Origin of the sequence: Terrabacter tumescens, from assembly GCF_014646815.1 — a bacterium.
Lineage (GTDB): Bacteria > Actinomycetota > Actinomycetes > Actinomycetales > Dermatophilaceae > Terrabacter > Terrabacter tumescens.
Genome location: NZ_BMNZ01000001.1, coordinates 176,878 through 200,965, shown reverse-complemented (window position 1 = coordinate 200,965; position 24,088 = coordinate 176,878). Strand labels below are relative to the sequence as shown.

The following is a 24,088-nucleotide window of genomic DNA, read 5'->3' as shown; positions in this document are numbered from 1 at the left end:
GGCGCCCCGCTGCCCTGTTCCGGTCGAGTGCCGGGCACGCGGTCCCTGGTCCACAGGGGCGACGACCCGATCGAGGTCGTCGTGCCGATCGGTCGCTCCGGGCGGACCCGCGACGGGATCACGATCGTGCGCAACCGAGACTTCCACGAACGACTGGACCCCACGGCCTGGCCACACCGCGTCTCGGCTGCCCCCACCGTCTTCGACCTGTCGGCCGGCGCGCCCCTGGACCGGGCTGTCGCCCTGATGGCCAAGGCGCAGCAGCTGCGCCTCTGCACGCCCGACGAGCTGCGTGCCGCCCTGGCCACTCGGTCGCGCCAGCCACAGCGGCGCCTGCTGATGGAGGCCTTGGGCGAGGTCGGAGAAGGCGTCGAGAGCGCGGCGGAGTACCGCTACGTCCGGGACGTCGAGCACGCCCATGGGTTACCGGTCGGGCGTCGGCAGGCTCCTGCGCCGGGACAGCGACACCGTGACTCGGCCTATGACGGTCAGAAGGTCGTCGTGGAGGTCGACGGCCGGCTCGGGCACGAGGGCTGGGCCGCGCAGGCCTTCGACCGGCGACGCGACATCGACAGCGCCGTCACCGGCTGGCTGACGGTGCGGCCGACCTGGCTCGAGGTCGCCGACGCTCCCTGCCGGCTCGCCGCCGACCTGGAGGCGATCCTCGGGAGCCGGGGGTGGACCGGCCGTGCCGTCCCCTGTCGCCGTCCGGGGTGCTTCGTCGCCCGGCAGCGAGCAGGCTGACGCCTCCCACCTGGCGCCTCCGTGTGCAGATGACGCCCCCAGCAGGGCGATGGCTGCACACGAAGCCAGGCCCAGCCTGCGTGGCGTCAGGCGTCGTAGTCGAGGCTGACCTGGTCGGTGACCGGGTGGCTCTGGCAGGCGAGCAAGATGCCGGCCTCGACCTCCTCGGGCTCCAAGGCGTAGTTGCGGTCCATCCGGACCTCGCCCGACACCAGGCGCGCCCGGCACGTGCCGCACACTCCCCCGGTGCACGAGTAGGGCGCGTCGGGCCGGGCCCGCAGCGTCGCGTCGAGGATGGTCTCCTCGCGGCTCGGCATCGGGATGACCGTCGTGCGCCCGTCGAGGTTGACCGTGACGGTGGCCTCGGGCGGGGCGCCGGCGTCGACGACGACCTTGCGCTTCGGCTCGGTGCCGTCGTCGACGTGGAAGATCTCGTGGTGGATGTGGCGCGCGTCGACGCCGCGACCCGTGAGCAGCGACTCGGCGCCCGTCACCATCCCGAACGGCCCGCAGAGGTACCACTCGTCGACAGACCGGACAGGCAGCAGCGTGTCGAAGATCGCCGTGAGCCGTTCGGCGTCGAGGCGTCCATGGAAGAGCTCGACGTCCTGGGCCTCGCGCGAGAGCACGTTGACCAGGTGGAAGCGTCCGGGGAACCGGTTCTTGAGGTCCTCGAGCTCTTCGAGGAACATGATCGAGCTCGTCCGCCGGTTGCCGAAGAGCAGCGTCGCGCGCGAGCGGGGCTCCTCCTCGAGGGCGCTCGTCAGGAGCGACAGCACGGGCGTGATGCCGGAGCCTGCCGCGATGGCGACGTGATGGCGTATGCCGTCCGGCCGGGTCGCGCACGTGAAGGAGCCCTGGGGGGTCATGACCTCCACGACGTCACCGGGCGAGACCCCGTCGTTGAGCCAGTTGGACATCCGGCCCTCGGGCACCCGGGCCGCTGCGACCCGCAGGCGACGCCCGGCAGGGTCGGCGCGGCGCGACTGGCAGATCGAGTAGGACTGGCGCACGTCCTCCCCGCGGATCGTGGCGCGCAGCGTCAGGTGCTGGCCCGGCTCGAAGGCGAACTCCTCGACGAGGCCCTCCGGCACGAGGAAGGTGACGGCGACGGCGTCCTCGGTCAGACGCTCCACCGAGTCGACGGTGAGCGGGTGGAACCGGGCACGGTGGCGGGCGCCGGCAGGTGCCGAGGCGGGGCTCGCGGCCGTGCTCGGAGCAGGGGCCGAGGCGGACTCGGCCGCGGCCGGGGTGGTGACGTCGGTCATTCAGATGGCCTTGAACTCGTCGAAGGGCTCGAGGCACGCGTTGCACCGGCGCAGGGCCTTGCAGGCGGTCGAGCCGAAGTGGGCGATCTCGGTGGTGTCGGTGGACCCGCAGAGCGGGCAGGTGACGACGTGGCGGGTCAGCGTGACGGCGACGGGACCGGAGGGCTCCCCCGTCGGCGCCGGCCCGGGTGGCGCAATGCCGAAGCGGCTCAGGGCTGCTCGACCTTCGTCGCTCATCCAGTCGGTCGTCCAGGCCGGCGACAGCTGCGTGCGGACGTCGGCGGCATACCCCTGACGGTCGGCCTCGAAGACGATGCGCGACGCGATGGCCTCCATGGCCGGGCACCCGCTGTAGGTGGGTGTGACCGTCACGGTCACGGTGTGTGCCTGCTCGTCCACGTCGACCGCACGCAGGATGCCGAGGTCGGCGATGCTGATAACGGGCACCTCCGGGTCGGGGATGCGCGAGATCGCCTGTGCCACAGCGGACTCCGCGGTCACGACAGTCACCACGTCGCGCCGGGGTGGGACCGTGCGATGTGCTGCATCTCGGCAAGGAGGTAGCCCATCGGGCGTGAGTGGATGCCGGAGCGGCCGCCGCGCGACCGCCACCGGGAGCCGTCGGGAAGGGTGAGCGTCGCCTGCGCCACGACGGCCGCGACCCGGCCCTCGACCCGGTCGTGCAGGCTCGAGGGCAGCACCCCGGCCCCGCGGTCGACGGCGAGCACCGAGGCCTCGTCGTCGTCGAAGAGCTCTGCGACGTAGGGCAGCACGCGGTCCAGGGCTGCCTGCATGCGGCGGTGCGACTCCTCGGTCCCGTCGCCGAGGCGGACGACCCACAGCGACGCGTGGTCGAGGTGGTAGCGCACCTCCTTCAGGGCCTTGCCGGCGACGCCCGCGACGACGTCGTCGCCCGATCCGGTGAGCGCGGTGTGCAGCTCGACCTGGTAGGCCGAGAACCACAGCAGCCGCGCCATCTCGTCGGCGAAGTCGCCGCGCTCCTGCTCGACGAGGTGGACGTTGCGCCAGTCCCGCTCGTCGCGCTGCATGGCGTAGTCGTCCTCACCGCGGCCGGACCCGTCGATCGAGCCGATGTAGGGGTAGAGCCCGCGCGCCTGTCCGAGGAGGTCGAGCGCGATGTTGCCGAGCGCCATGTCCTCCTCGATCTGCGGCGCGTTCGTCATCCACTCGCCGAGGCGCTGGGCATAGACCATGGCGTCGTCGGCGAGGCCGAGGAGGTAGCCGGCGTACGGCTTGTCGCCAGGGGCCGCGCCGGTGTTCTCCGCGGCCCCGGGCAGCGACTCGTTCCGCATGGTGCTCATAGGTACTCGACATCCTCGGGGACGTCGTAGAACGTCGGGTGCCGGTAGATCTTGTCGCCGGCCGGGTCGAAGAACGAGTCCTTCTCCGACGGGCTGCTCGCGGTGACGTCGTCGGCCTTGACCACCCAGATCGACACGCCCTCCTGGCGGCGGGTGTAGACGTCGCGCGCGTTGCGCAGCGCCATCTCCGCGTCAGGTGCGTGGAGCGAGCCGACGTGCACGTGCGACAGGCCGCGCTTGCCGCGGACGAAGACCTCCCAGAGCGGCCAGCTTCGCTCGGTCGCCCCCTCGGGTGCGTCGGTCACGCGGCACTCTCCTTCTCGTTCTCGCGGATGGTCTGCTTGGCGGCGTACGCGTTGGCGGCCTCGCGCACCCACGCACCCTCGTCGTGGGCGCGGCGGCGGTGCTCGATGCGCTCGGCGTTGCACGGGCCGTCACCGCGCAGCACCTGCCAGAACTCGTCCCAGTCGATCTCGCCGAAGTCGTAGTGGCCGCGCTCCTCGTTCCAGCGCAGGTGCGGGTCGGGCAGCACGATGCCGAGCTTCTCGGCCTGCGGCACCATCATGTCGACGAACTTCTGCCGCAGGTCGTCGTTGCTGAACCGCTTGATCCCCCAGGCCATCGACTGCTCGGTGTGACCACCCTTGGCGGCCTCGCCGGTGTCCGGCGGGCCGAACATCGCGAGCGCCGGCCACCACCAGCGGTCGGCGGCGTCCTGCGCCATGGCCTGCTGGGCCTCGGTGCCGCGCATGAGGGTCCAGAGGATCTCGAAGCCCTGCCGCTGGTGGAAGGACTCCTCCTTGCACACGCGGATCATGGCGCGGGCGTAGGGACCGTAGGAGCACCGGCACAGCGGCACCTGGTTCATGATCGCGGCGCCGTCGACGAGCCAGCCGATGGCCCCGCAGTCGGCCCACGTCAGCGTCGGGTAGTTGAAGATCGAGGAGTACTTCTGCTTGCCGTCGTGCAGCCGGTCGAGCAGCTCCTGCCGGTCGACGCCGAGCGTCTCGGCGGCCGAGTAGAGGTAGAGGCCGTGCCCGGCCTCGTCCTGCACCTTGGCGATGAGGATGGCCTTGCGGCGCAGCGACGGGGCGCGGGTGATCCAGTTGCCCTCGGGCTGCATGCCGATGATCTCGGAGTGCGCGTGCTGGGCGATCTGGCGGATCAGCGTCTCGCGGTAGGTGTCGGGCATCGCGTCCCGCGGCTCGATGCGCTGGTCGGCGGCGATGAGGGCGTCGAAGTCGGACCCGATCGCCTCACGCTGGTCCTCGTGCGCCGCGGCCGCGTCGTACGCGCCTGTCTCGGCCGCGTTCAGCGGTTCGTTCGGGTCGATGACGTCATTGCCATACATGAGTCCAGTATGCGAGATGGAGCCGGGGGCGTCCAAAGCCGGGGTGGTCCGGGGTGGTCCGGGGTGGTCCGGGGCGGGTCGGGAGCGACCGGGGTGGACGACCGGGCCGCTCCCGCCTGAGAGGATGCTGTGGTGGCACACGAGCACTCGAACGGACACCAGCACGACCACGGGCACGACCACCAGCACGAGCGCGGCCCCGTCGCCGACGCGTCGGTCAGGGTCGCCCGCGCCTCGGACGCCCCCGCCGTCGGGCTCGTGCAGGCCGTCGTCTTCCGGGAGGCGTATGCCGCCACGCTCGCACCCGAGGTCATCGCGACCTTCGAGCCGCGGGCCTTCGCCAACGCCTGGCGCGCGACGCTCGAGGGCGAGCAGTCCGGCGACGGCGTGCTGCTCGTCGCCTGCGCGGGCGAGCAGGTGGTCGGGTTCGCCGCGGTCGGCGCCTCCGACGACGCCGACGCCGATCCCGGCACTGCGGAGCTGCTCGTCCTCGGCGTGCACCCGGACGCGCGCCGCCAGGGGCACGGCTCACGGCTGCTGCACGCCGTCGTCGACACGACCCGGGGCCGCGGCCGCTCCGAGCTCGCCGCCTGGGTGCTGGCGAGCGACGACGCCACCCGGGGGTTCCTCACCGCAGCCGGGATGGTGGCCGACGGTGCGCACCGCGAGCGGGTGGTGTCGCAGGACGGCGAGACCACCGGTGAGGTCCGCCTGTCGGCGGCCGTCGTCGACGGCGAGGACGGCACTCCCGGCGAGGACAGCGGGGGCACGGAGCCGGAGTGACCGCATCCGCAGGATCCGACGCGGCAGACCCGGCTGTCCAGGCTGACCCGACGGCACGGCGTGCCGTCGTGCGGCAGGCGCTGTCGGTGGGCGTCGCGACCGGCGCCTACGGCCTCAGCTTCGGGGCGCTCGCGGTCGCTGCCGGGCTGGACACGTGGCAGGCGATGGCGCTGTCGCTGCTGATGTTCACCGGCGGGTCGCAGTTCGCGTTCGTCGGCATCATCGCGAACGGGCTGCACGCGGCGCCGGCGGCGATCGCCGCGTCCTCGATGCTCGGCATCCGCAACGGGCTCTACGCCCTCGAGTTGACCCACCTGCTCGGGGCGCGCGGTCCGCGCCGGGTCGCCGCGGCCCACCTGACCATCGACGAGTCGACGGCCGTGGCCGTGGCCCAGGACGACGCGCGCACCTCCCGCCTCGGCTTCTGGGTCACCGGACTGACCGTCTTCGTCCTGTGGAACCTCACCACGCTCGTCGGCACCGTCGTCGGCACGCACATCGGCGACCCCCGCACCTACGGTCTCGACGCCGCGGCCTGTGCGGCGTTCACCGCCCTGCTGTGGCCGCGGTTGCGGGACCGGGACGCGGTCGCCATCGCCGTCCTGGGCGCCGTCGTGGCGATCGTGCTGTCACCGACGATGCCGCCCGGCATACCCGTCGTCGTGGCGGCGGCCGCATCGCTGCTGGCCTGGCGGACGCCGAGGAGGGAGACGCCGTGAGCCTCTGGACCGCGCTGCTGCTGGCGGCCGGAATCGCCTTCGCACTCAAGCTCGCCGGTCACCTCGTGCCGACCCACCTGCTCGACGGCCCCCGGGTGCGCCGGGTCACCGCGGCCCTGCCCGTCGCCCTGCTGGCCGCGCTCGTCGCCACACAGGCCTTCACCGTCACGGGTGGGGCGTTCGTGCTCGACGCCCGTGCCGCCGCCGTCGGCGTCGCGGTCGTCGCGCTCGCACTCCGCGCGCCGTTCATCGTCGTCGTCGTGCTCGGGGCGGCCACCGCGGCGCTGCTGCGGGCGATGGGCTGGGGCTGAGCCGTGGCCGACGCCGACGACGTCCGTCGACTGGCCCTGGCCCTTCCCGGGGTCGAGGAGATCGCGAGCGACGGCTTCGACTTCCGGGTGGGCAACAAGGGCTTCGTGTGGTCCTGGCCCGAGCGGCGACCCGGGCAGCGCCGGGTGATCCACACCGACATCGCGGTGCTCTACGTCGGCGACGAGGCCGAGAAGCAGGCGCTCGTGCTCGGCGAGCCGGACCTCTTCTTCACGACGCCCGCCTACGACGGAGCCCCGCTCGTCATGCTCCGCCTCGAGCAGGTCGACGTCGGTCGGCTCGACGAGCTCGTCACCGACGCCTGGCGCATGCGCGCGCCGGACGAGCTGCCCGGCCCCTGAGCCGGCCTCAGGCGTGCGCGTCGCAGACGGGCTGGAGCGGGCGCCCGGGCAGCTCCTCCCGGTTGTGCAGGCGGCTGGTCGGTGCGCCACACACGTGGCAGGCCGCGAGGTGCACCGCCTCGTCCGTGAAGCCCACCGCCATCCGCTCGTCGAAGACGTAGAGGTGCCCCTCCCAGAGGCCTCGGTCGCCCCGCTCCTCGCCGTAGCGCACGATGCCGCCGTCGAGCTGGTAGACCTCCTCGAAGCCGCGGGAGCGCATGAGGCTCGTGAGCACCTCGCACCGGATGCCACCCGTGCAGTAGGTGACGACGGGGCGACCCTTGAGCTCGTCCCAGCGGCCGGCGTCGAGCTCGCGCACGAAGTCGCTCGTGTGCCCGATGTCGGGGACGACGGCGCCACGGAAACGGCCCACCTGCGCCTCGACGGCATTGCGCCCGTCGAAGAGGACGACGTCGTCGCCCCGCTCGGCGACGAGGGCGTCGAGCTCCTCGGGACGCAGCCGTGTGCCGCCGCCGACGACACCGTGCTCGTCGACGACGACCTCGTCGGGCACGCCGAACGAGACGATCTCGTCACGGACCTTGACCACGAGGCGAGGGAAGTCGAGGCTGCGGCCCTCGTCGTCGAGCCCGGTCCCGTTGCTCCACTTCACGTCGATGTCATGGAACGGCGCGTACTCGCGGGTCTTGCGGACGTAGGTCTTGAGCACGGTCACGTCGCCGCCGACCGTCGCGTTGATCCCGTGCGGGGACAACAGGATACGACCGCGCAGCCCGAGACCCTCGCAGAGGTCGCGCTGCCAGAGGCGAAGTGCGTCAGGGTCGGCGAGCGGCCGGAACGCGTAGAAGATGACGACCTTGGGGATGGCCACGGGAGGAGCTCGTTCGAGGAGGGCGCCGGTCAGGCGAGGCCGAGGTAGTGCTCGAGCCCGACCGTGAGGCCCGGGTGGTCGGCCACGGCGCGCACCGCGGCGATGACGCCCGGCATGAAGCTGCCCCGGTCGAACGAGTCGTGCCGCAGGGTCAGCATCTCGCCCGCGTTGCCGAGCAGCACCTCCTGGTGCGCGGTCAGCCCGCGCAACCGCACCGAGTGCACGGGTATGCCGTCCAGCCGGGCGCCGCGGGCACCGTCCGGGTCGTGGGTCGTGGCGTCGGGCACCGGGTCGCAGCCGGCCTCGGACCGGGCCCTGCCGATCATCGCTGCCGTGCGCGCGGCTGTCCCGGACGGTGCGTCGACCTTGGCCGGGTGGTGCAGCTCGATGACCTCGACCGACTCGAAGAAGGGAGCGGCCTTGGCGGCGAACGACATCATGAGCAGGGCCCCGATGGCGAAGTTCGGCGCGATGAGCACGCCGACGCCTGCCCCGGTGGCCGCCGGCGGCGCCTCGGCGAGCTGGCCCCGCAGGGTCTCGAGCCGAGCGTCGTCCCAGCCGGTGGTGCCGACGACGACGTGGATGCCGCGCTCGACGCAGTGGGTGACGTTGGCGGGCGAGGCTCCCGGCACGGTCAGCTCCACGGCGACGTCGGCGCCGCCGAGGTCACCGAGGTCGTCGCCGGACCCGTAGGCCCCGACGAGGGACAGGCCCGGGGCGCTCTCGACGGCCCGCACCGCCTCGGAACCCATCCGGCCGCTGGCCCCGATGACGGCGACCTTGGTGTCGCGGGACGGGTTGCGTGTCGTGTCGCTCACCCGGCCACCCTAACGAGCCGGGTCGCACGCCCGTCGGGCGCACACGGCATACGGACTCGTCGCTCACACATCGCTGCCGAGGCCGCTCGGCCGACGCACACTGGGATGGGAGGAAGTGGTCGCCATGTCCGACAACATGCCCGTCTCGCGTGACCGGTCCGTCGTGCGCCGCAGCGTCTCGCGCCTGCTCGCGTGCCTCAGCGCCCTCGCGCTCGTCACCGGCGTCCTCGCCGTCGGGAACGCGCCGCCGGCCCGCGCGGCCGTGGTGCTGGGCCACGACATCTCCTGGCCACAGTGCCCGACGTCGGTGGGCGGCTACGGGCTGCCGATGCCGCCGACCACCACGGGGTTCGTCATCCTCGGCCTGACGAAGGGGCTGCCGTTCACCGAGAACCCCTGCCTGGCGAGCCAGATCTCCTGGGTGCGCACCAACTCCCGGCCGGCGCACGCCTACACGATGGCCGGCTTCCCGACGACCGCGCAGCTGACGACCTACGGCGCGAGCGGACCGTGGCGGACGACGACGCGCGCGGGCCGGCTGTCCAACGTCGGCTACGCCGAGGCGAGGTATGCCGTCGCGAGCCTCGGGCGCATCTCCTGGCACCCGCCGGTCGTGTGGATCGACGTCGAGCCCCGGAGCGCCCAGCCCTGGCCATCGACCTCGGCCGCACAGCGCCTCGAGAACCGCTACGTCATCGAGGGGATCATGCGCGGGCTCAAGGAGGCAGGCTTCGCCTACGGGCTGTACTCCAACACCTCCGGCTGGCAGGCGATCACGGGCTCGTGGTGGCTGCCCGGCGTGCCGGTGTGGGCGACCGCGGGCACCCTCGACTACCCGACCGAGGCCCTCGATCGGTGCACGCAGCCCAGCTTCTCGGGCGGGCGCCCCTACCTCGCCCAGTGGTGGGACGCGACGCGTGACTACGACCGCACGTGCGAGCCGTACACCTTCACCTCGTTCCCCGCTCCGCCGGCGACGCTGTCGGGCAGCACAGCCGACTTCAACGGCGACTGGAAGAACGACCTGCTCGCCCGTTGGACGTCGACGGGCACCCTGCGCCTCTACGCCGGCAACGGGACCGGTGGCATCGGCACCGGTGTGCTGCTGGGCGCCGGCTGGGGCGCCTTCGCCTCCCTCGAGACGGTCGGTGACTTCGACGGCGACGGGGCCGCCGACGTCCTCACGAGGGAGACATCGACCGGCTACCTCTGGCTCTACCGAGGCAACGGCAAGGGCGGGTGGGCACTCCCCCGCGTGCGGGTCGGCACCGGCTGGGGCATCTTCGACGCGGTCGTCGGCGTCGGCGACTGGAACGGGGACCAGCGCGTCGACGTCCTCGCCCGACGCGCGTCGACCGGTGAGCTGTTCCTCTACCCCGGCAACGGTCGTGGCGGGTGGGGTGCTCGAGTGCGCCTCGGTGCCGGATGGAACGCCATGAACGGCTTCGCCGGACCGGGCGACGTCAACGGGGACGGCCGCGCGGACCTCGTGGTCCGGGAGCGCGCGACCGGCTACCTCTGGCTCTACCCGGGCAACGGCACCGGCGGGCTGCTCGCCCGCGTCCGGCTCGGCACGGGCTGGGGCTCGATGACGTCCCTGACGAGCCCCGGCGACCTCAACGGCGACCGGGTGCCCGACATCGTCGTCCGTGACGGCTCCGGCAGCCTGTGGCTCTACCCGCGCACGACGACCGGCTGGCAGGCACGACAGCTGCTCGGCACGGGCTGGAACATCGTCAACCTCGTCTTCTGAGCAAGGCCTGCCGGATCACGAGCAACAAGCCCGCCCCGGACGACGAGCGGCCCGCCACCCCGGAAGGGGTGACAGGCCGCTCGCGTGGATCCGGGACCGGTCAGACCTCGGCAGGGGCCTCGGCCGGAGCGTCGGCAGCGGAGTCGCCGCTCTCGCCCTCGGGCAGGACCGCCGCGAGGCTGAGCTTGCCGCGCGGGTCGATCTCCTTGAGCTCGACCTGGATCTTCTGGCCGATCTTGACGACGTCGTCGACGCTGTCGATCCGCTTGCCGCCGACGAGCTTGCGCACCTCGGAGATGTGCAGCAGACCGTCCTTGCCGGGCAGCAGCGAGACGAACGCACCGAAGGTGGTCGTCTTGACGACGGTGCCGAGGAAGCGCTCGCCGACCTCGGGCATCGTCGGGTTCGCGATGGCGTTGATCGCCGCGCGAGCCGCCTCGGCCGAGGGGCCGTCGACCGCACCGATGAAGACCGTGCCGTCGTCCTCGATCGAGATGTCGGCGCCCGTGTCGTCCTGGATCTGGTTGATCATCTTGCCCTTCGGGCCGATGACCTCACCGATCTTGTCGACGGGGACCTTCACCGTGATGATGCGCGGCGCGTACGGGCTCATCTCGTCGGGCACGTCGATGGCCTCGGCCATGACGTCGAGGATGTGCAGACGCGCGTCGCGGGCCTGGGTCAGCGCGCCGGCGAGGACCGACGCGGGGATGCCGTCGAGCTTCGTGTCGAGCTGGATGGCCGTGACGAACTCCTTGGTGCCGGCGACCTTGAAGTCCATGTCGCCGAAGGCGTCCTCGGCACCGAGGATGTCGGTGAGCGCGGCGTACTGCGTCTCACCGTCGACGGTGTCGGACACGAGCCCCATCGCGATGCCGGCGACCGGGGCGCGCAGCGGCACACCGGCGTTGAGCAGCGACAGGGTCGAGGCACAGACCGAGCCCATGGACGTCGAGCCGTTGGAGCCGAGGGCCTCGGACACCTGACGGATGGCGTACGGGAACTCCTCGCGCGTCGGCAGGACCGGCATGAGCGCACGCTCGGCCAGGGCGCCGTGACCGATCTCGCGGCGCTTCGGCGAACCGACGCGGCCGGTCTCACCGGTGCTGTAGGGCGGGAAGTTGTAGTTGTGCATGTAGCGCTTGCGCGTGACGGGGCTCAGCGTGTCGAGCTGCTGCTCCATCTTGAGCATGTTGAGCGTCGTGACACCCATGATCTGGGTCTCGCCACGCTCGAAGATCGCCGAGCCGTGCACGCGCGGCAGGACCTCGACCTCGGCGCCGAGGGCGCGGATGTCGGCGAGGCCACGGCCGTCGATGCGGACCTTGTCGCGCAGGATGCGCTGGCGGATCAGCTTCTTCTGCACGGAGCGGAAGGCGGCCGAGACCTCCTTGTCACGCCCCTCGAACTGCTCGGCGAGCTGCGCCTTGACGGCGGCCTTGATCTCGTCGAGGCGCTCCTCGCGCTCCTGCTTGCCCGCGATCGTGAGGGCAGCGGTCGTGTCGGCCTCGATGGCGGACTCGACGGCGGCGTACACGTCGTCCTCGTAGTCGAGGAAGATCGGGAAGTCCTGGACCGGCTTGGCGGCCTCGGCAGCGAGCTGGGCCTGGGCGTCGCAGAGCTGCTTGATGAACTTCTTGGAGGCCTCGAGGCCCTCGGCCACGACCTCCTCGGTCGGAGCCTGCTTGCCCTCGTTCTTGACGAGGTCCCACGTCGACTCGGTGGACTCGGCCTCGACCATCATGATCGCGACGTCGTCGCTGCCGTCGGCGTGCTTGACGACACGACCGGCGACGACCATGTCGAAGACCGAGCGCTCGATGTCGGAGAAGTTCGGGAAGGCGACCCACTGGCCGTCGATGAGCGAGACGCGAACGCCGCCGACCGGGCCGGAGAACGGCAGGCCGGAGATCTGCGTCGAGGCGCTGGCCGCGTTGATGGCGAGCACGTCGTACTGGTGGTCGGGGTTCAGCGAGAACACCGAGATGATGACCTGGACCTCGTTGCGCAGACCCTTCTTGAAGGTCGGGCGCAGCGGGCGGTCGATCAGGCGGCAGGTGAGGATGGCCTCAGTGGACGGGCGGCCCTCACGGCGGAAGAAGCTGCCGGGGATCTTGCCGATGGCGTACATGCGCTCTTCGACGTCGACCGTCAGCGGGAAGAAGTCGAACTGGTCCTTCGGGGACTTGCCCGCGGACGTCGTCGACAGGAGCATCGTGTCGTCGTCGAGGTAGGCAGTGACGGCGCCGCCGGCCTGACGGGCCAGGCGGCCGGTCTCGAACCGGACCGTGCGGGTGCCGAAGCTGCCGTTGTCGATGACGGCCTCGGCGAAGGTGATGTCTGGACCCTCCATGTGGGCCCTCGCTTTCTTTTTCTCATGTGCCGCGCACATCGTCGTTGTGTGCGTGGTTGCTTCTTCGGGCCGGGTGGCCCTGGTGCGGCGGTCGACGGGCGTCGACCCGCACCTACGACGAAAGGCGGTCCCCGCGATGGACGCGGTGACCGCCTTTCGTCACGAACTCATCGACGCAGGCCGAGTCGCTTGATCAGCGAACGGTAGCGCTCGATGTCGGTCGCCTCGAGGTAGCGCAGCATGCGCTTGCGGCGGCCGACCAGCAGGAGGAGACCACGACGGCTGTGGTGGTCGTGCTTGTGGGCACGCGAGTGCTCGGTCAGGTCCTTGATGCGCTGCGTCAGCATCGCGATCTGGACCTCGGGAGAGCCGGTGTCGCCCTCGACCGTGGCGTACTCGGTCATGATCTGCTTCTTCACGTCAGCGTCCAAAGGCATGGATGAACCGACTCCTTCTCATTCTCGTTGCGCGGTGCTCCAGGGCATGTCCACCTGGGCGCTATCGGTCCGCGGCCGGTCTACGGCGTCTCCAAGCGTAACAGTGGGGTTCGTACGCCCCTAATCGGCCCAGCCCACCCCACGCCCCGACGCCGACGTGACCTCGTCGCCGCCACGTGATCGTTTCGTGACCGTGGAGGTGTTCGAGGACTGCCACGGCTTGGGTACGTCGTCAATTGCTCGGGGAATCCATCTTGAAGGAGCTAAGCGACACCATGATCGTTCTCGGACTCATCTTGCTGATCATCGGACTTCTGGTGAAGTCCCTCAGCATCCTTGTGACCATCGGCGCAATCATCCTGGTGATTGGCATCGTGCTCTTCGTGCTCGGTGCGACGGGTCGCGCCATCGGTGGCAGGAAGCACTGGTACTGATCGGTCGCAGGAACCGGCAAGTGCACGAAGCCCCCGCGGTCACCGCGGGGGCTTCGTGCTGTCTGTGCTGTCGTGCCCCCGCGACCACGAGATGACGTATGCCGTCCGCCCGAGGTGGGCGGACGGCATACGTCATCGTGCTGTGGCCTCCGAAGGCCGGCTGGTCAGAGGTTGATCATGTGTCCCGCGATGCCCTCGATGGCTTCCTTCATCGCCTCGCTCAGCGTCGGGTGCGCGAAGACGTTGCGGGCGACCTCGTCGGCGGTCAGGTCCCACTGCTGGGCCAGCGTCAGCGCCGGCAGCAGCTCGGTGACCTCGGGGCCGATCATGTGGGCCCCGAGGAGCTCGTTGTGCTCGGCGTCGGCGACGATCTTGACGAAGCCGACGCCCTCGGCCATGCCGCGGGCCTTGCCGTTGGCCGAGAACGGGAAGCTCGCCGTCTTGACCTCGTGGCCCTTCTCCTTGGCCTGGGCCTCGGTGTAGCCGAACGAGGCGATCTGCGGCTGGCAGAAGGTCGCCCGCGGGATCATGTCGAAGTTGAGCTCCATCGTCTCGGCGTCGGCGATGGTCTCGGCGGCGACGACGCCCATGGCCTCGGCGGTGTGCGCGAGCATGAGCTTGGCCGTCACGTCACCGATGGCGTAGACGTTGGGCACGCTGGTGCGGCCGCGGCCGTCGATCGCGATGGCGCCGCGCTCGGTCATCTCCAGGCCCAGGGACTCGAGGCCGTAGCCCTCGGTGCGGGGGGCGAAGCCGAAGGCGGCGAGGAACTTGTCGGCCTCGAGGACGGTCTCGTCTCCCCCGGCGGCCGGGGTCACCGTGACGCGGACGCCCGAGCCGGTGTCCTCGACGTTCTTGACGGCGGTCGACAGCAGGACCTTGACGCCGAGCTTCTTGTACTGGCGGAAGAGCTCCTTGGACACGTCGGGGTCCTCGGTCGGGACCATGCGGTCGAGGAACTCGACGATGGTGACGTCGACGCCGAAGTTCTTCATGACGTAGGCGAACTCGACGCCGATGGCGCCGGAGCCGCCGATGATGATCGACGAGGGCAGCTCGGCGTCGAGGATCTGCTCCTCGTAGGTGACGACGTTGTCGCTGACCTGCATGCCGGGCAGCATCCGGACCGTCGCGCCCGTGGCGATGATGAGGTTGTCGAAGGTGACCGAGCGCTTGGAGCCGTCGGCCTGCTCGACGTCGAGCGAGGTGGCCGAGGTGATGGTGCCCCAGCCGTCGATCTCCTCGATCTTGTTCTTCTTCATGAGGTAGTGGACGCCCTTGGCGCTGGCGTCGGCGACCGAGCGGCTGCGCGCGTGCGTCGGGCCGAAGCTCATCGTGGCGTCGCCCTCGATGCCGAACGTCTTCTTCTCCTGCGTGATGATGTGCGCGATCTCGGCGTTGCGCAGCAGCGCCTTGCTCGGGATGCAGCCGACGTTGAGGCACACGCCGCCCCAGTACTGCTTCTCCACGACCGCAACCTTCTTGCCGAGCTGCGACGCGCGGATCGCCGCGACGTAGCCACCAGGACCGGCACCGAGCACAACGAGATCGAAATCAGCCATGACCACACCCTATCCGTGCGCCCGCGCGTGCCGAGACGGCGTCCGGCCCCACATCACGATCTGCACAGAACTGTTGAAATGACGGTGTCGCAGACCACATCCCGCACGGTCACGGGAGTAAGTTTCCGCGACGCACGGCCGAACTGTCCGGCCCGACCAACGGAGGTCACCAGCGTGAGCACCACTCCGCACCGCCACGAGGCACCGCCGGCGAACAAGGGCCTGCTCGCCCTTGCCGGCGTGCTCCTCGCCATCCCCATCGTCGCCCTGCTCCTCGTCGGCACCTACGCCAAGGACGAGCCGCGACTCGGGGGCTTCCCCTTCTTCATCTGGTACCAGTTCCTCTGGGTCATCATCTGTTCGGCGCTGACCTACTCCGCCTACCGGATCGTGCTCAAGGCACGACCGCACGTGCCGATGAACCCCGAGGGTGACGCCTACCTCGACGCCGACGACGCGCCCCGAGAGGACGGCACCCGATGACCGCCAGCGCCCCTGCAGTGGCAGCACTCGCCCCGTCCGCCGACACCGGCGGCGTCAACGGCGTCGCCCTGACCGTGCTCATCTTCTTCTTCGTCGTCGTCGCAGCGGCCGGCTTCTGGGCCGCGCGCTGGCGTCGCCCGACGAGCATGGAGAGCCTCGAGGAGTGGGGCCTCGGCGGCCGCTCGTTCGGCACGTGGATCACGTGGTTCCTGCTCGGCGGCGACCTCTACACGGCCTACACGTTCGTCGCGGTGCCCGCGGCGATGTGGGCCTTCGGCGCCGTCAACGGCTTCTTCGCCGTGCCGTACACGATCATCCTCTACCCGATCATCTTCATCTTCATGTCGCGCCTGTGGTCGGTCTCGCACCGCCACGGCTACGTCACGCCGGCCGACTTCGTCCACGGCCGGTCGGGCTCGCGCGGCCTGTCCCTGGCCGTCGCGGTCACCGGCTTCCTCGCGACGATGCCCTACATCGCCCTGCAGCTCGTCGGCATCCAGGCCGTCCTCGAGGTGGCAGGCGTCGGCGGCGGTGGCAACTGGGTCGCCAAGGACCTGCCGCTCTTCATCGCGTTCCTCGTCCTGGCGCTCTACACCTACACCTCGGGTCTGCGGGCGCCGGCGATCATCGCGTTCGTCAAGGACATCCTCATCTACATCGTCATCATCGTCGCCGTCATCTACCTGCCCTCGAAGGTCGGCGGCTGGGGCCACGTCTTCGACGCGGCCGAGGAGAAGATGAAGACGACGACCAACGCGGCCACGGGCAACCCGAACGTCTTCATCCCGGGACCCAAGGCGTACTGGGCCTACGCGACGCTCGCCCTCGGGTCGGCCATGGCCCTGTTCATGTACCCCCACTCGGTCACGGCGACGCTGTCGGCCAAGAGCCGCAACACGATCCGCAAGAACGCCTCGATCCTGCCGGCATACTCCTTCCTGCTCGGCCTGCTCGCGCTCCTCGGCTGGGTCGCGATCGCGGCCGGCACCAAGCCGGTCGGTCTCGACGGCAAGGTCAACGGCCAGCTCGTCATCCCGCAGCTCTTCGAGGACATGTTCCCGGCGTGGTTCGCGGGAGTCGCCTTCGCCGCCATCGCGATCGGCGCGCTCGTTCCGGCCGCGATCATGTCGATCGCCGCGGCCAACACCTTCACACGCAACATCTACAAGGCGTGGATCAAGCCCGAGGCGACGGTGCAGCAGGAGGCCAAGGTCAGCAAGATCACCTCGCTCGTCGTCAAGGGCTTCGCGCTGATCTTCGTGCTGACCCTCGACAAGAGCAACGCGATCAACTTCCAGCTCCTCGGCGGCATCTGGATCCTGCAGACGTTCCCGTCGCTGGTGTTCTACCTCTACACGCGCTGGTTCCACCGGTGGGCGCTGCTCGCCGGCTGGGCCGTCGGCATGGTCTACGGCACGCTCGCCGCGTACAACGTGACCAACAAGGCGACGGGGGCGCCGTTCGCGGGGTCCGTGGCCAACATCCCGGTCATCGGACAGCTCGGCTACATCGCGGTGACGGCCTTCGCCGCCAACGTGATCGTCGCCGCAGTCCTGACCCTCGTCCTGCGCGCGGCCAAGGCGCCGGAGGGCAAGGACGAGACGATCCCGGCCGACTACTTCGCCGACGCCGGTGACCCGCGCGTCGAGAAGCTCGCCGTGGGTCCGCACGAGACGACGCCGTCGGCCTAGTCGCCGCGTCACCGAGCAGGTATGCCGCAGGGCCGGGTCCGCGAGGACCCGGCCCTGCGCGCGTCCCCGCCCGGGCTCCCGACTCCCCCGCTTCACTCGAGTGGCCCCGCAACCTCACCTGCCCCATCTCTGCCCCTGGGACAGCGGGGCCACTCGACGGGAGGCGGCGGTCGGCGAGTGTGACGACGGGGCCACTCGAGTGGTCAGGGAGTGAGCCGGGGCTGCGGGGTCAGGCGTCGCGGGGGCGTTCGGGTGGGAGCGCCGCGATGGCCTGGTCGACGTCGAGGCCGGTGACCTGGAGCAGGTCGACGAGCGTCGAGCGCACCTGGGCGAGCACGGTCTCCGTCGCGAGGCTCGGGGTGCGCGGCACCTCCCCCGTCGCGGCCGCGACGGCGAGCAGCGCCGGGCGCCCGATCTCGGGTGACGCGTTCTCGGACAGGGCGCGCCCGATGACGTCGGTGGCGTCGGCCAGCTCGATCAGGAGCGTCCCGTAGCCGGGCGGCAGGGGCTCGCCACGACCGACGGCGACGGTGACTCGACGCACGAGCACCCGGGTGCTGCGCATGGCACGGTCGAGCGGCTCGACGAGGTCGACCATCTTGCGCACGCCCGGGCCGTGGTGCCGCTTGAACGGCGACGACGAGATGACCGACAGCCCTTCGTCGGCGGCCGACCTCAGCTCGCGCAGCAGCGACTCGGTGCCGCGCGCCGACGCGAGCACCTCGGCGGCGCCCTCGACGTCGCCGTCCCGGGCACTGGCGGCCGCCCGCCGCAGCAGCTCCCCGATCTTGCGCACGGCCTCGGCGGCCGCGACCCGGGGCCGGCGCAGGGGCGCCTGGGGCACGACCGTCGCCGCGATGAGCGCGATGCCTCCACCGATGAGGGCGTCGGTCCAGCGGCCGAAGGCTTGTCCGGGGCTCGCGACGAGGGCAGCGATGACGATGCCCTGCACGGCCGACTGCGTGACGATGACCGCGCTGCCGTCGAGGAGCGTCGCGATCGCCATCGACACGAGGACCACCGCCGAGATCTGCCACGGACCGCTGCCGGCGACGTGCACGAAGACGTCGGCCGTGAAGACGCCGACGGCGACCCCGATGGCGACCTCGAAGACGCGGCGCAGCCGCTGCCCGTAGGACATCCCGAGGCAGACGACGGCGACGATCGGCGCGAAGAACGGCGACGGGTGGCGGAAGACGTCCGTCGCGACCCACCAGGCGACGCCCGCCGCGACGGCGCACTGGACGAGCAGGAAGCCGCGCGAGCGCAGTCGGTCGAGCCGGGTGCGGACGCTGAGCCGACTGCGGTCCCACGCGCGGTCGAGCGCCTCGACGACCGGGGCGTCGCTCTTCAGGTAGTCGTCCACGAAGGCGCCTCTCGGTCGGGTGCGGTCGGGTGCGGGCGGTGCGGTCGGTGGGTCGGCCGGCGGTTCGGGCGGGCTACAGGCCCAGGGCAAGGATGGCATCGAAGATCTGCCGGACGGCAGGGGCGGCCACCTTCGAGCCGGAGCCGCCCTGTCCGACGACGACCACGACGGCATACCTCGGCTTCGTCGTCGGACCGTAGCCCGCGAACCACGCGGTCGCCTGCTTGCCGAAGACCTCACCGGTGCCCGTCTTGCCCGCGACGGGGTAGCGGTCCTGCGGGAATCCCTTGAAGGCCGTGCCCGCCGAGCCGCCAGGCCGCGTCACGTCGGCGAGCGCGGCTCGGACGTATGCCGCGACGTCGGGTCGCAGGGGCACCGTGCCGACGCGCTTCGGCGGGATCGCGGTCGTGCCGGACGGCGAGCGGTATGCGGAGGCCAGCTGGGGCTGCCACAGGGTGCCGCCGTTGGCGATCGCGGCGTAGACGCCTGCCATCTGCAGGATCGTGACCGCGGTGTCGCCCTGGCCGATGGAGAAGTTCACGGCGTCGCCGGCGCGGTACTGGTAGCCGGCGGTGCAGTTCTCCGCCGCGAGCCGCTTGAGGTAGTCGGCCCGCACCCGGTCGGTGCGAGCGACCTCGGGGTAGCCCGAGCTCGCCCGCTTGCACGTCTCGCTCCTGGTCGCCGCCCAGTACTGCTCCTTCCACGCGCGGTCGGGGACGCGGCCCGCGGCCTCGCCGGGCAGGTCGATCCCCGTGCGCTGCCCGAGCCCGAACGCCTTGGCCATCGACACGAACGGGTCGGCGGCCGTCACGGGCGCGGCGAGACCGCCCTGCTCGAGCCACGCGGCATACGCGAGGCGGTAGAAGACGGTGTCGCACGAGACGACGAGGGCCTGGTGCAGGTCGATCGGTCCGTAGCCGCGCGACTCGTAGTTGTTGAAGAGGCGGCCCCCGACCGAGAGGTTCGGCGAGCAGTCGTAGGTCCCCCTGAGGGCGGCGCCGGCGTTGACGGCCGCGGGGACCGAGATGACCTTGAACGTCGACGCCGGCGGGAAGGTCTCTGCCGTCAGGCGCGAGCGCAGCGGGGTGCCCGACCGTTCGTCGTCGAGGCGCGCGAGGTCGGCGCTGCTGATGCCGCCGGAGAAGACGGACGGGTCGTAGGAGGGGTAGCTCGCCGCCGCGACGACGGCGCCGTTGGTCACGTCGAGGACGACGGCAGCTCCGGTGTCGGCGCGCAGCTTCTGCGACCGCGCCGACGCGACAGCGCGCGCCAGCGTGGCCTCGGTGCGGGCCTGGAGCCCGGCGTCGAGGTGGGTCACGACGTCGCGCCCGGGGACCGGCGGGGTGGAGCTGACGGTGCTCGTGACGATGCCCCGCGGGTCGATGGCGACCACGGTGGCGCCGTTGGTCCCCCGCAGCACGCCGTCGTACTGGGCCTCGAGCCCGGAGCGTCCGACGGCGTCCTCGGCGCCGATGCGTCCTCGGCCCGCGGTCACCTCGTCCGCGGACGCCCGGGCGACCCAGCCGAGCACGTGCGGTGCGAGCGCGCCGGCGGGCCGCGGGTAGGACCGCGCCGGCGCGGCCGAGACGCCGACGCCGGGGAACTTCTCCGGCTGCTCGAGCAGGGTCAGCGCTCGGCGGGCGTCGACACCGGTGGCCACCGGGATCGGGACGTAGGGCGATCCGTTGAAACAGGCCGGCGCTGCCGGCGCCCCCTGGGTGCCGCACAGCATCGTCTTGCCCCAGAGCCGCTCGAAGGGCAGGCCCAGCGCCGTCGCGACGCGGGTCACGAGGGCACGGCCGCCGTCGTCCGCGCGGACGAGGACCGAGCGCTGCACCGTCACGACGGTGTCGAACGTGTTGTCGACGAGGGGTGCACCCGTGCGGTCGAGGATGCGACCACGCAGGGCCTGTTCGGTGACGGTGCGGGTGTTGACGGTGACGGCCGCCCGGGCCAGCTGGGGTCCTTGGACGAGCTGGAGCTGACCGAGCCGGCCGAGCAGCAGACCGAAGAGCGTGACGAGCAGGACGAGCACCACCCCCGCCACGCCCACCCGGCGCCGGCGAGGGCGCAGGCTCTGCACGCGACCACCTCGGGGCCGCGGGCTCATCCGAGCCTCCGGCGCACGAGGGCGCGGTCGAGCGCGAGGAAGGCCGGGAGCAGCAGCGCGCCGAGGGCGACGGTCACCCCGAGCCGCCACAGGCCCTCGACGACCTCGACGCTGCCGTCGCCGACGACCGCTGCGGCCAGACGTCCGGCGAGCACCACGACGCCGGCCACGAGCAGCGCGACGGGGGCACGCAGCCGGGACCGCGACGAGGTGCGACGGAAGAAGCCGGCCACGAACCCGGCGACCATCATGACGAGGGCGGTCAGTCCGAGCGGGCTGCCGACCGGCGGCACGAGCTCGACGACCCAGCCGGCGAGCAGCCCCACGAGGGCGCCGTGGACGGGCCCGCGGAGCACGGCGGTGGCGACGACGCCGACGAGCACGAGGTCCGGCACCCACCGCGGGGGGACCCCGAGACGCGGCAGCAGGGTCGCCACGAGCAGTGCCGCGACGAGCACGTATGCCGTCCGCAGCAGCCCCAGCAGCGTCGGCCTCATCGAGGGGCTCCGGTCGTCGGCCCCGTGGTCGCCAGGGTGGTCGGGCGGGTGGTCGGGCGGGTGGTCGGGCGGGTCGTGCTGCGCGCGGTCGGCACGAGGACGCCGACGACGTCGATCGCGTCGACGTCGATGGCGGGTCGCACCGTCGCGCTGCGGGTCAGCTGCCCCCGGTCGGGGTCGACGGCCGTCACGGTGCCGACGACGATGCCCGCGGCATACGGGGTCTCGTCGACGCTGCCGAGGGTGCGCACGACGTCACCCACCACCGGGGTCGCTGGGACGACACCGGTGAGCCGGAGCGAGCCACGCGGGCGGGACTCGGAGTCGCCTGCTGCCGGCGGCGACACGGTGGCGAGCGTGCCGGCCGGCCCGACCCGCACGGCCACGACGGACCCGGCGCTGCCGAGGACCTGCACGTCGGCCGTCCACGGCGACACGGCGGTGACGCGGCCGACGAGGCCGTCGGCCGCCACGACCGTCGAGTCCGGCCGGACGCCGTCGCGCGAGCCGACGTCGATGGTCACGCTGCGGCCTCCGAGAGGGCTGACGTCGGTGGCGACGACGCGGGCGGGGACGAGCGTGCGGCCCGTCGTCACGCCCGAGCCGAGGAGCTCCTCGAGGCGGCCGAGCTCGTCGAGCCGGTGCTGCTGCTCCGCGGCGACGGTCCGCAGCCTGACGTTCTCGGCCTGGACCGCGGCGAGCTCGTCGTGCGGCGCTCCCGACAGGGCCCGCTGGACGGGACCGAGCACGAGCCCTCCGACGCTGCGCAGCCGGTCGGCGCCGGCCCAGCCGGCGAGGTCCGCGAGGAGCAGGGCGAGGGTCAGCGAGGCGAGGACGACGAGGAGACGGCGGCGGGCGGCGGGCTGCATGCGGCTAGAGGCGGTGGTCCCCGACGAGGACGCGCTCGAGGCTGTCGAAGTCGTCGACGCACCGACCGGCGCCACGGGCCACGGCCCGCAGCGGGTCCTCGGCGACCTGGACGGGCACCCCGAGCTCGTGGCGCATCCGCTCGTCGAGGCCCCTCAGCAGCGCTCCCCCGCCGGTCAGCGTGATGCCGCGGTCGAGGATGTCGCCGGCGAGCTCGGGCGGGCAGACGTCGAGCGTGGCCCGCACGAGCTCGATGATCTGGAGCACCGGGGTCTCGATGGCGCGGCGCACCTCGACCGAGCTCACCTGCACCGTCTTGGGCAGGCCCGTCACGAGGTCACGCCCACGCACCCGGGTGGTCAGCTCCTCACGGAGCGGGAACACCGAGCCGACCGCGACCTTGATGTCCTCGGCGCTGCGCTCGCCGAGCAGGAGGGAGTACTCGCTCTTGACGTGGCTGACGAGCGCCTCGTCGATCTCGTCGCCGGCGATGCGCAGCGAGCTCGAGGTGACGATGCCGCCGAGGCTGATGACCGCGACGTCCGTGGTGCCCCCGCCGATGTCGACGACCATGCTCGCGGCCGTCTCGTAGACGGGCAGACCAGCACCGATGGCAGCCGCCATGGGCTCCTCGATCATGTAGACGCGTCGGGCGCCGCACCGCGTGGCGGCGTCCTCGAGGGCCCGGCGCTCGACCCCCGTCACCTCGCTGGGGACGCAGAGCACCATGCGCGGGCGCACGAGGCGCGACGTGCGCACCTGGTCGATGAACCAGCGCAGCATGCGCTCGGTCTCGTCGGCGTCCGAGACGACGCCGTCGCGCAGGGGACGCACGGCCCGGATGGTGCCGGGCGCCCGGCCGAGCATCTCCTTGGCGCGGCTGCCGGCCGCGACGAGACGCCCGGTGCCGACCTCGACCGCCACGACCGACGGCTCCTCGACGACCACCCCGCGCCCCCGCACGTGGATCAGCGTGTTGGCCGTGCCGAGGTCGACCGCGAGGTCACGCCCGAGAGAGCGCAGCCACGGTCGGGAGGTCATGCCGAGATTGTGCCCCGATCAGCCCTCGAGATCGGGGAACCAGATGCCGATCTCGCGTGTGGCGGACTCGTGGGAGTCCGATCCGTGGACGATGTTCTGCTGGACCTTGGTGCCCCAGTCGCGGCCGAGGTCGCCGCGGATGGTGCCCGGGGCGGCGTCGGTCGGGTTGGTGGCGCCGGCGAGGCTGCGGAAGCCCTTGACGCTGTCCTGGCCCTCGATGACGACCGCCGTGACGGGGCCGGAGCTCATGAACTCGACGAGGGGCTCGTAGAAGGGCTTGCCCTCGTGCTCGGCGTAGTGGGCCGCGAGCTGCTCACGGGTGGGCGTCAGCACGGAGAGGGCCACGAGGCGGTAGCCCTTCCCCTCGATGCGACGCAGCACCTCACCGGTGAGGCCGCGCTGGAAACCGTCGGGCTTGACGAGGACGAGGGAGCGTTCGGTGGTCACCCGTCCACCCTATCGGCCGTGTCGTCGCCGCCCGCGCCCGCTTCACCTGCGGCCGCGGCCGCCTCGCGACGGGCCATCTCGCGGTCGACCTGGGCGCCCTTGACGAGGCAGGTGACCCACAGGGCGAGGAAGAACAGACCGACGACGAGCATCATCGGCACGACGAGGGCGCTGAGCAGGGTGAGGGCCTGCACGACCCAGCCCAGGGTCAGGCCCCACGGCCGGCGCATGAGCCCCGCGGCCACGATGCAGAGCGCTCCGAGGCCGAGACCGACGACGAGGTATGCCGTGCTCGACCGGCTGCCCTCGTCGGTCGCCGCGATGGCGCGGGCGACGAGGGCGCCGAGCAGGATGCAGATGGACTGGCCGCCGAGCACCGTCGCGAGCATGCGGAAGGTGAACTTGCCGGTCTGTCCGTAGAAGATGATCGAACGCATGGGGTGTGGTCGCCTCGGCTGTCGTGCGGCTCTGTCGTGGTGGATGAGTGGTGGTGGGTGGTC

General features: G+C 71.6%; 26 protein-coding genes. 9 read left to right on the top strand and 17 right to left on the bottom strand.

Features of this window, described 5'->3' with window-relative positions; genetic code table 11:
- Positions 1–81: 81 nt before the first annotated feature.
- Positions 82–744 (top strand): putative endonuclease domain-containing protein, encoded by a 663-nt coding sequence (locus tag IEY30_RS00950; RefSeq protein WP_156035059.1) that lies wholly within the window; start codon positions 82–84, stop codon positions 742–744.
- An 86-nt stretch (positions 745–830) separates the two neighbouring features.
- Here IEY30_RS00950 and paaE read toward each other — a convergent pair whose 3' ends face one another.
- The 5 genes from paaE to paaA are packed head-to-tail and all read right to left on the bottom strand — an operon-like array spanning position 831 to position 4,685.
- A complete protein-coding gene (gene paaE, locus IEY30_RS00945) occupies positions 831–2,012 on the bottom strand; it encodes a 1,2-phenylacetyl-CoA epoxidase subunit PaaE (RefSeq protein WP_030146539.1) in 1,182 nt (393 codons plus the stop codon).
- Positions 2,013–2,522, bottom strand: coding sequence for a 1,2-phenylacetyl-CoA epoxidase subunit PaaD (paaD, locus tag IEY30_RS00940; RefSeq protein WP_030146540.1), 510 nt, complete (start codon positions 2,520–2,522; stop codon positions 2,013–2,015).
- Positions 2,519–3,334: a 1,2-phenylacetyl-CoA epoxidase subunit PaaC gene (gene paaC / locus IEY30_RS00935; RefSeq protein ID WP_030146541.1), complete on the bottom strand. Its 816-nt coding sequence runs from the start codon at positions 3,332–3,334 to the stop codon at positions 2,519–2,521. Before paaC ends, paaD begins: the two co-directional genes overlap by 4 nt.
- A complete protein-coding gene (paaB, locus tag IEY30_RS00930; protein ID WP_030146542.1) occupies positions 3,331–3,639 on the bottom strand; it encodes a 1,2-phenylacetyl-CoA epoxidase subunit PaaB in 309 nt (102 codons plus the stop codon). Before paaB ends, paaC begins: the two co-directional genes overlap by 4 nt.
- Positions 3,636–4,685 (bottom strand): 1,2-phenylacetyl-CoA epoxidase subunit PaaA, encoded by a 1,050-nt coding sequence (gene paaA / locus IEY30_RS00925; RefSeq protein WP_030146543.1) that lies wholly within the window; start codon positions 4,683–4,685, stop codon positions 3,636–3,638. The genes paaB and paaA overlap by 4 nt, the downstream gene beginning before the upstream one ends.
- A 132-nt stretch (positions 4,686–4,817) precedes the next feature.
- On the opposite strand from paaA, the gene IEY30_RS00920 reads away from it, so the two are divergent.
- From IEY30_RS00920 to IEY30_RS00905, 4 genes are read left to right on the top strand one after another with little or no spacing between them, the layout of a single operon-like run.
- Positions 4,818–5,468 carry a GNAT family N-acetyltransferase gene (locus tag IEY30_RS00920; RefSeq protein WP_043415913.1) on the top strand — a complete coding sequence of 217 codons (651 nt, stop codon included), beginning with the start codon at positions 4,818–4,820 and terminating at the stop codon, positions 5,466–5,468.
- Entirely contained in the window at positions 5,465–6,187 is a 723-nt protein-coding gene (locus IEY30_RS00915) for an AzlC family ABC transporter permease (RefSeq protein ID WP_052358191.1), read from the top strand. The genes IEY30_RS00920 and IEY30_RS00915 overlap by 4 nt, the downstream gene beginning before the upstream one ends.
- Complete coding sequence (locus IEY30_RS00910; RefSeq protein ID WP_030146546.1) at positions 6,184–6,498, top strand: AzlD domain-containing protein; 315 nt, start codon at positions 6,184–6,186, stop codon at positions 6,496–6,498. Before IEY30_RS00915 ends, IEY30_RS00910 begins: the two co-directional genes overlap by 4 nt.
- Before the next feature lie 3 nt (positions 6,499–6,501).
- Positions 6,502–6,858 (top strand): MmcQ/YjbR family DNA-binding protein, encoded by a 357-nt coding sequence (locus tag IEY30_RS00905; protein WP_030146547.1) that lies wholly within the window; start codon positions 6,502–6,504, stop codon positions 6,856–6,858.
- 7 nt (positions 6,859–6,865) lie between these two features.
- On the opposite strand, the gene trhO is transcribed toward IEY30_RS00905, so the two are convergent.
- Together trhO and dapB are read right to left on the bottom strand one after the other, a co-directional pair.
- Complete coding sequence (gene trhO, locus IEY30_RS00900; protein WP_030146548.1) at positions 6,866–7,729, bottom strand: oxygen-dependent tRNA uridine(34) hydroxylase TrhO; 864 nt, start codon at positions 7,727–7,729, stop codon at positions 6,866–6,868.
- A 29-nt stretch (positions 7,730–7,758) separates the two neighbouring features.
- Entirely contained in the window at positions 7,759–8,547 is a 789-nt protein-coding gene (gene dapB, locus IEY30_RS00895; RefSeq protein WP_081920287.1) for a 4-hydroxy-tetrahydrodipicolinate reductase, read from the bottom strand.
- A 124-nt stretch (positions 8,548–8,671) separates the two neighbouring features.
- On the opposite strand from dapB, the gene IEY30_RS00890 reads away from it, so the two are divergent.
- Positions 8,672–10,300: an FG-GAP-like repeat-containing protein gene (locus IEY30_RS00890; protein WP_030146550.1), complete on the top strand. Its 1,629-nt coding sequence runs from the start codon at positions 8,672–8,674 to the stop codon at positions 10,298–10,300.
- A 100-nt stretch (positions 10,301–10,400) separates the two neighbouring features.
- On the opposite strand, the gene IEY30_RS00885 is transcribed toward IEY30_RS00890, so the two are convergent.
- Positions 10,401–12,653, bottom strand: a complete 2,253-nt coding sequence (locus IEY30_RS00885) for a polyribonucleotide nucleotidyltransferase (RefSeq protein WP_030146551.1) — start codon at positions 12,651–12,653, stop codon at positions 10,401–10,403.
- A 167-nt stretch (positions 12,654–12,820) separates the two neighbouring features.
- Positions 12,821–13,090, bottom strand: a complete 270-nt coding sequence (rpsO, locus tag IEY30_RS00880; protein WP_030146552.1) for a 30S ribosomal protein S15 — start codon at positions 13,088–13,090, stop codon at positions 12,821–12,823.
- Between the two features lie 275 nt (positions 13,091–13,365).
- Here rpsO and IEY30_RS00875 point away from each other — a divergent pair, with 275 nt between their 5' ends.
- A complete protein-coding gene (locus IEY30_RS00875; RefSeq protein ID WP_186815187.1) occupies positions 13,366–13,524 on the top strand; it encodes a DUF6131 family protein in 159 nt (52 codons plus the stop codon).
- 164 nt (positions 13,525–13,688) lie between these two features.
- On the opposite strand, the gene lpdA is transcribed toward IEY30_RS00875, so the two are convergent.
- Positions 13,689–15,086 (bottom strand): dihydrolipoyl dehydrogenase, encoded by a 1,398-nt coding sequence (lpdA, locus tag IEY30_RS00870; RefSeq protein ID WP_030146553.1) that lies wholly within the window; start codon positions 15,084–15,086, stop codon positions 13,689–13,691.
- A 174-nt stretch (positions 15,087–15,260) separates the two neighbouring features.
- Here lpdA and IEY30_RS00865 point away from each other — a divergent pair, with 174 nt between their 5' ends.
- Both IEY30_RS00865 and mctP read left to right on the top strand, forming a co-directional pair.
- Complete coding sequence (locus IEY30_RS00865; RefSeq protein WP_043415636.1) at positions 15,261–15,569, top strand: DUF3311 domain-containing protein; 309 nt, start codon at positions 15,261–15,263, stop codon at positions 15,567–15,569.
- Positions 15,566–17,260 carry a monocarboxylate uptake permease MctP gene (gene mctP / locus IEY30_RS00860; RefSeq protein ID WP_030146555.1) on the top strand — a complete coding sequence of 565 codons (1,695 nt, stop codon included), beginning with the start codon at positions 15,566–15,568 and terminating at the stop codon, positions 17,258–17,260. Before IEY30_RS00865 ends, mctP begins: the two co-directional genes overlap by 4 nt.
- Positions 17,261–17,489: 229 nt before the next feature.
- Here mctP and IEY30_RS00855 read toward each other — a convergent pair whose 3' ends face one another.
- From IEY30_RS00855 to IEY30_RS00825, 7 genes are all read right to left on the bottom strand, one after another.
- On the bottom strand, positions 17,490–18,626 hold the full coding sequence (locus IEY30_RS00855) for an FUSC family protein (RefSeq protein WP_030146556.1): 1,137 nt from the start codon (positions 18,624–18,626) through the stop codon (positions 17,490–17,492).
- Between the two features lie 73 nt (positions 18,627–18,699).
- A complete protein-coding gene (gene mrdA, locus IEY30_RS00850; protein ID WP_229674775.1) occupies positions 18,700–20,709 on the bottom strand; it encodes a penicillin-binding protein 2 in 2,010 nt (669 codons plus the stop codon).
- Between the two features lie 23 nt (positions 20,710–20,732).
- On the bottom strand, positions 20,733–21,233 hold the full coding sequence (gene mreD, locus IEY30_RS00845) for a rod shape-determining protein MreD (protein WP_030146558.1): 501 nt from the start codon (positions 21,231–21,233) through the stop codon (positions 20,733–20,735).
- Positions 21,230–22,102, bottom strand: coding sequence for a rod shape-determining protein MreC (gene mreC, locus IEY30_RS00840; protein WP_030146559.1), 873 nt, complete (start codon positions 22,100–22,102; stop codon positions 21,230–21,232). Before mreC ends, mreD begins: the two co-directional genes overlap by 4 nt.
- Positions 22,103–22,106: 4 nt before the next feature.
- Positions 22,107–23,141 (bottom strand): rod shape-determining protein, encoded by a 1,035-nt coding sequence (locus IEY30_RS00835; RefSeq protein ID WP_030146560.1) that lies wholly within the window; start codon positions 23,139–23,141, stop codon positions 22,107–22,109.
- Between the two features lie 18 nt (positions 23,142–23,159).
- The gene (ndk, locus tag IEY30_RS00830; RefSeq protein ID WP_030146561.1) at positions 23,160–23,588 is read right to left on the bottom strand and encodes a nucleoside-diphosphate kinase; all 429 of its coding nucleotides are present in this window, start codon (positions 23,586–23,588) and stop codon (positions 23,160–23,162) included.
- Entirely contained in the window at positions 23,585–24,025 is a 441-nt protein-coding gene (locus IEY30_RS00825) for a DUF4233 domain-containing protein (RefSeq protein WP_030146562.1), read from the bottom strand. Before IEY30_RS00825 ends, ndk begins: the two co-directional genes overlap by 4 nt.
- Positions 24,026–24,088: the final 63 nt, after the last annotated feature.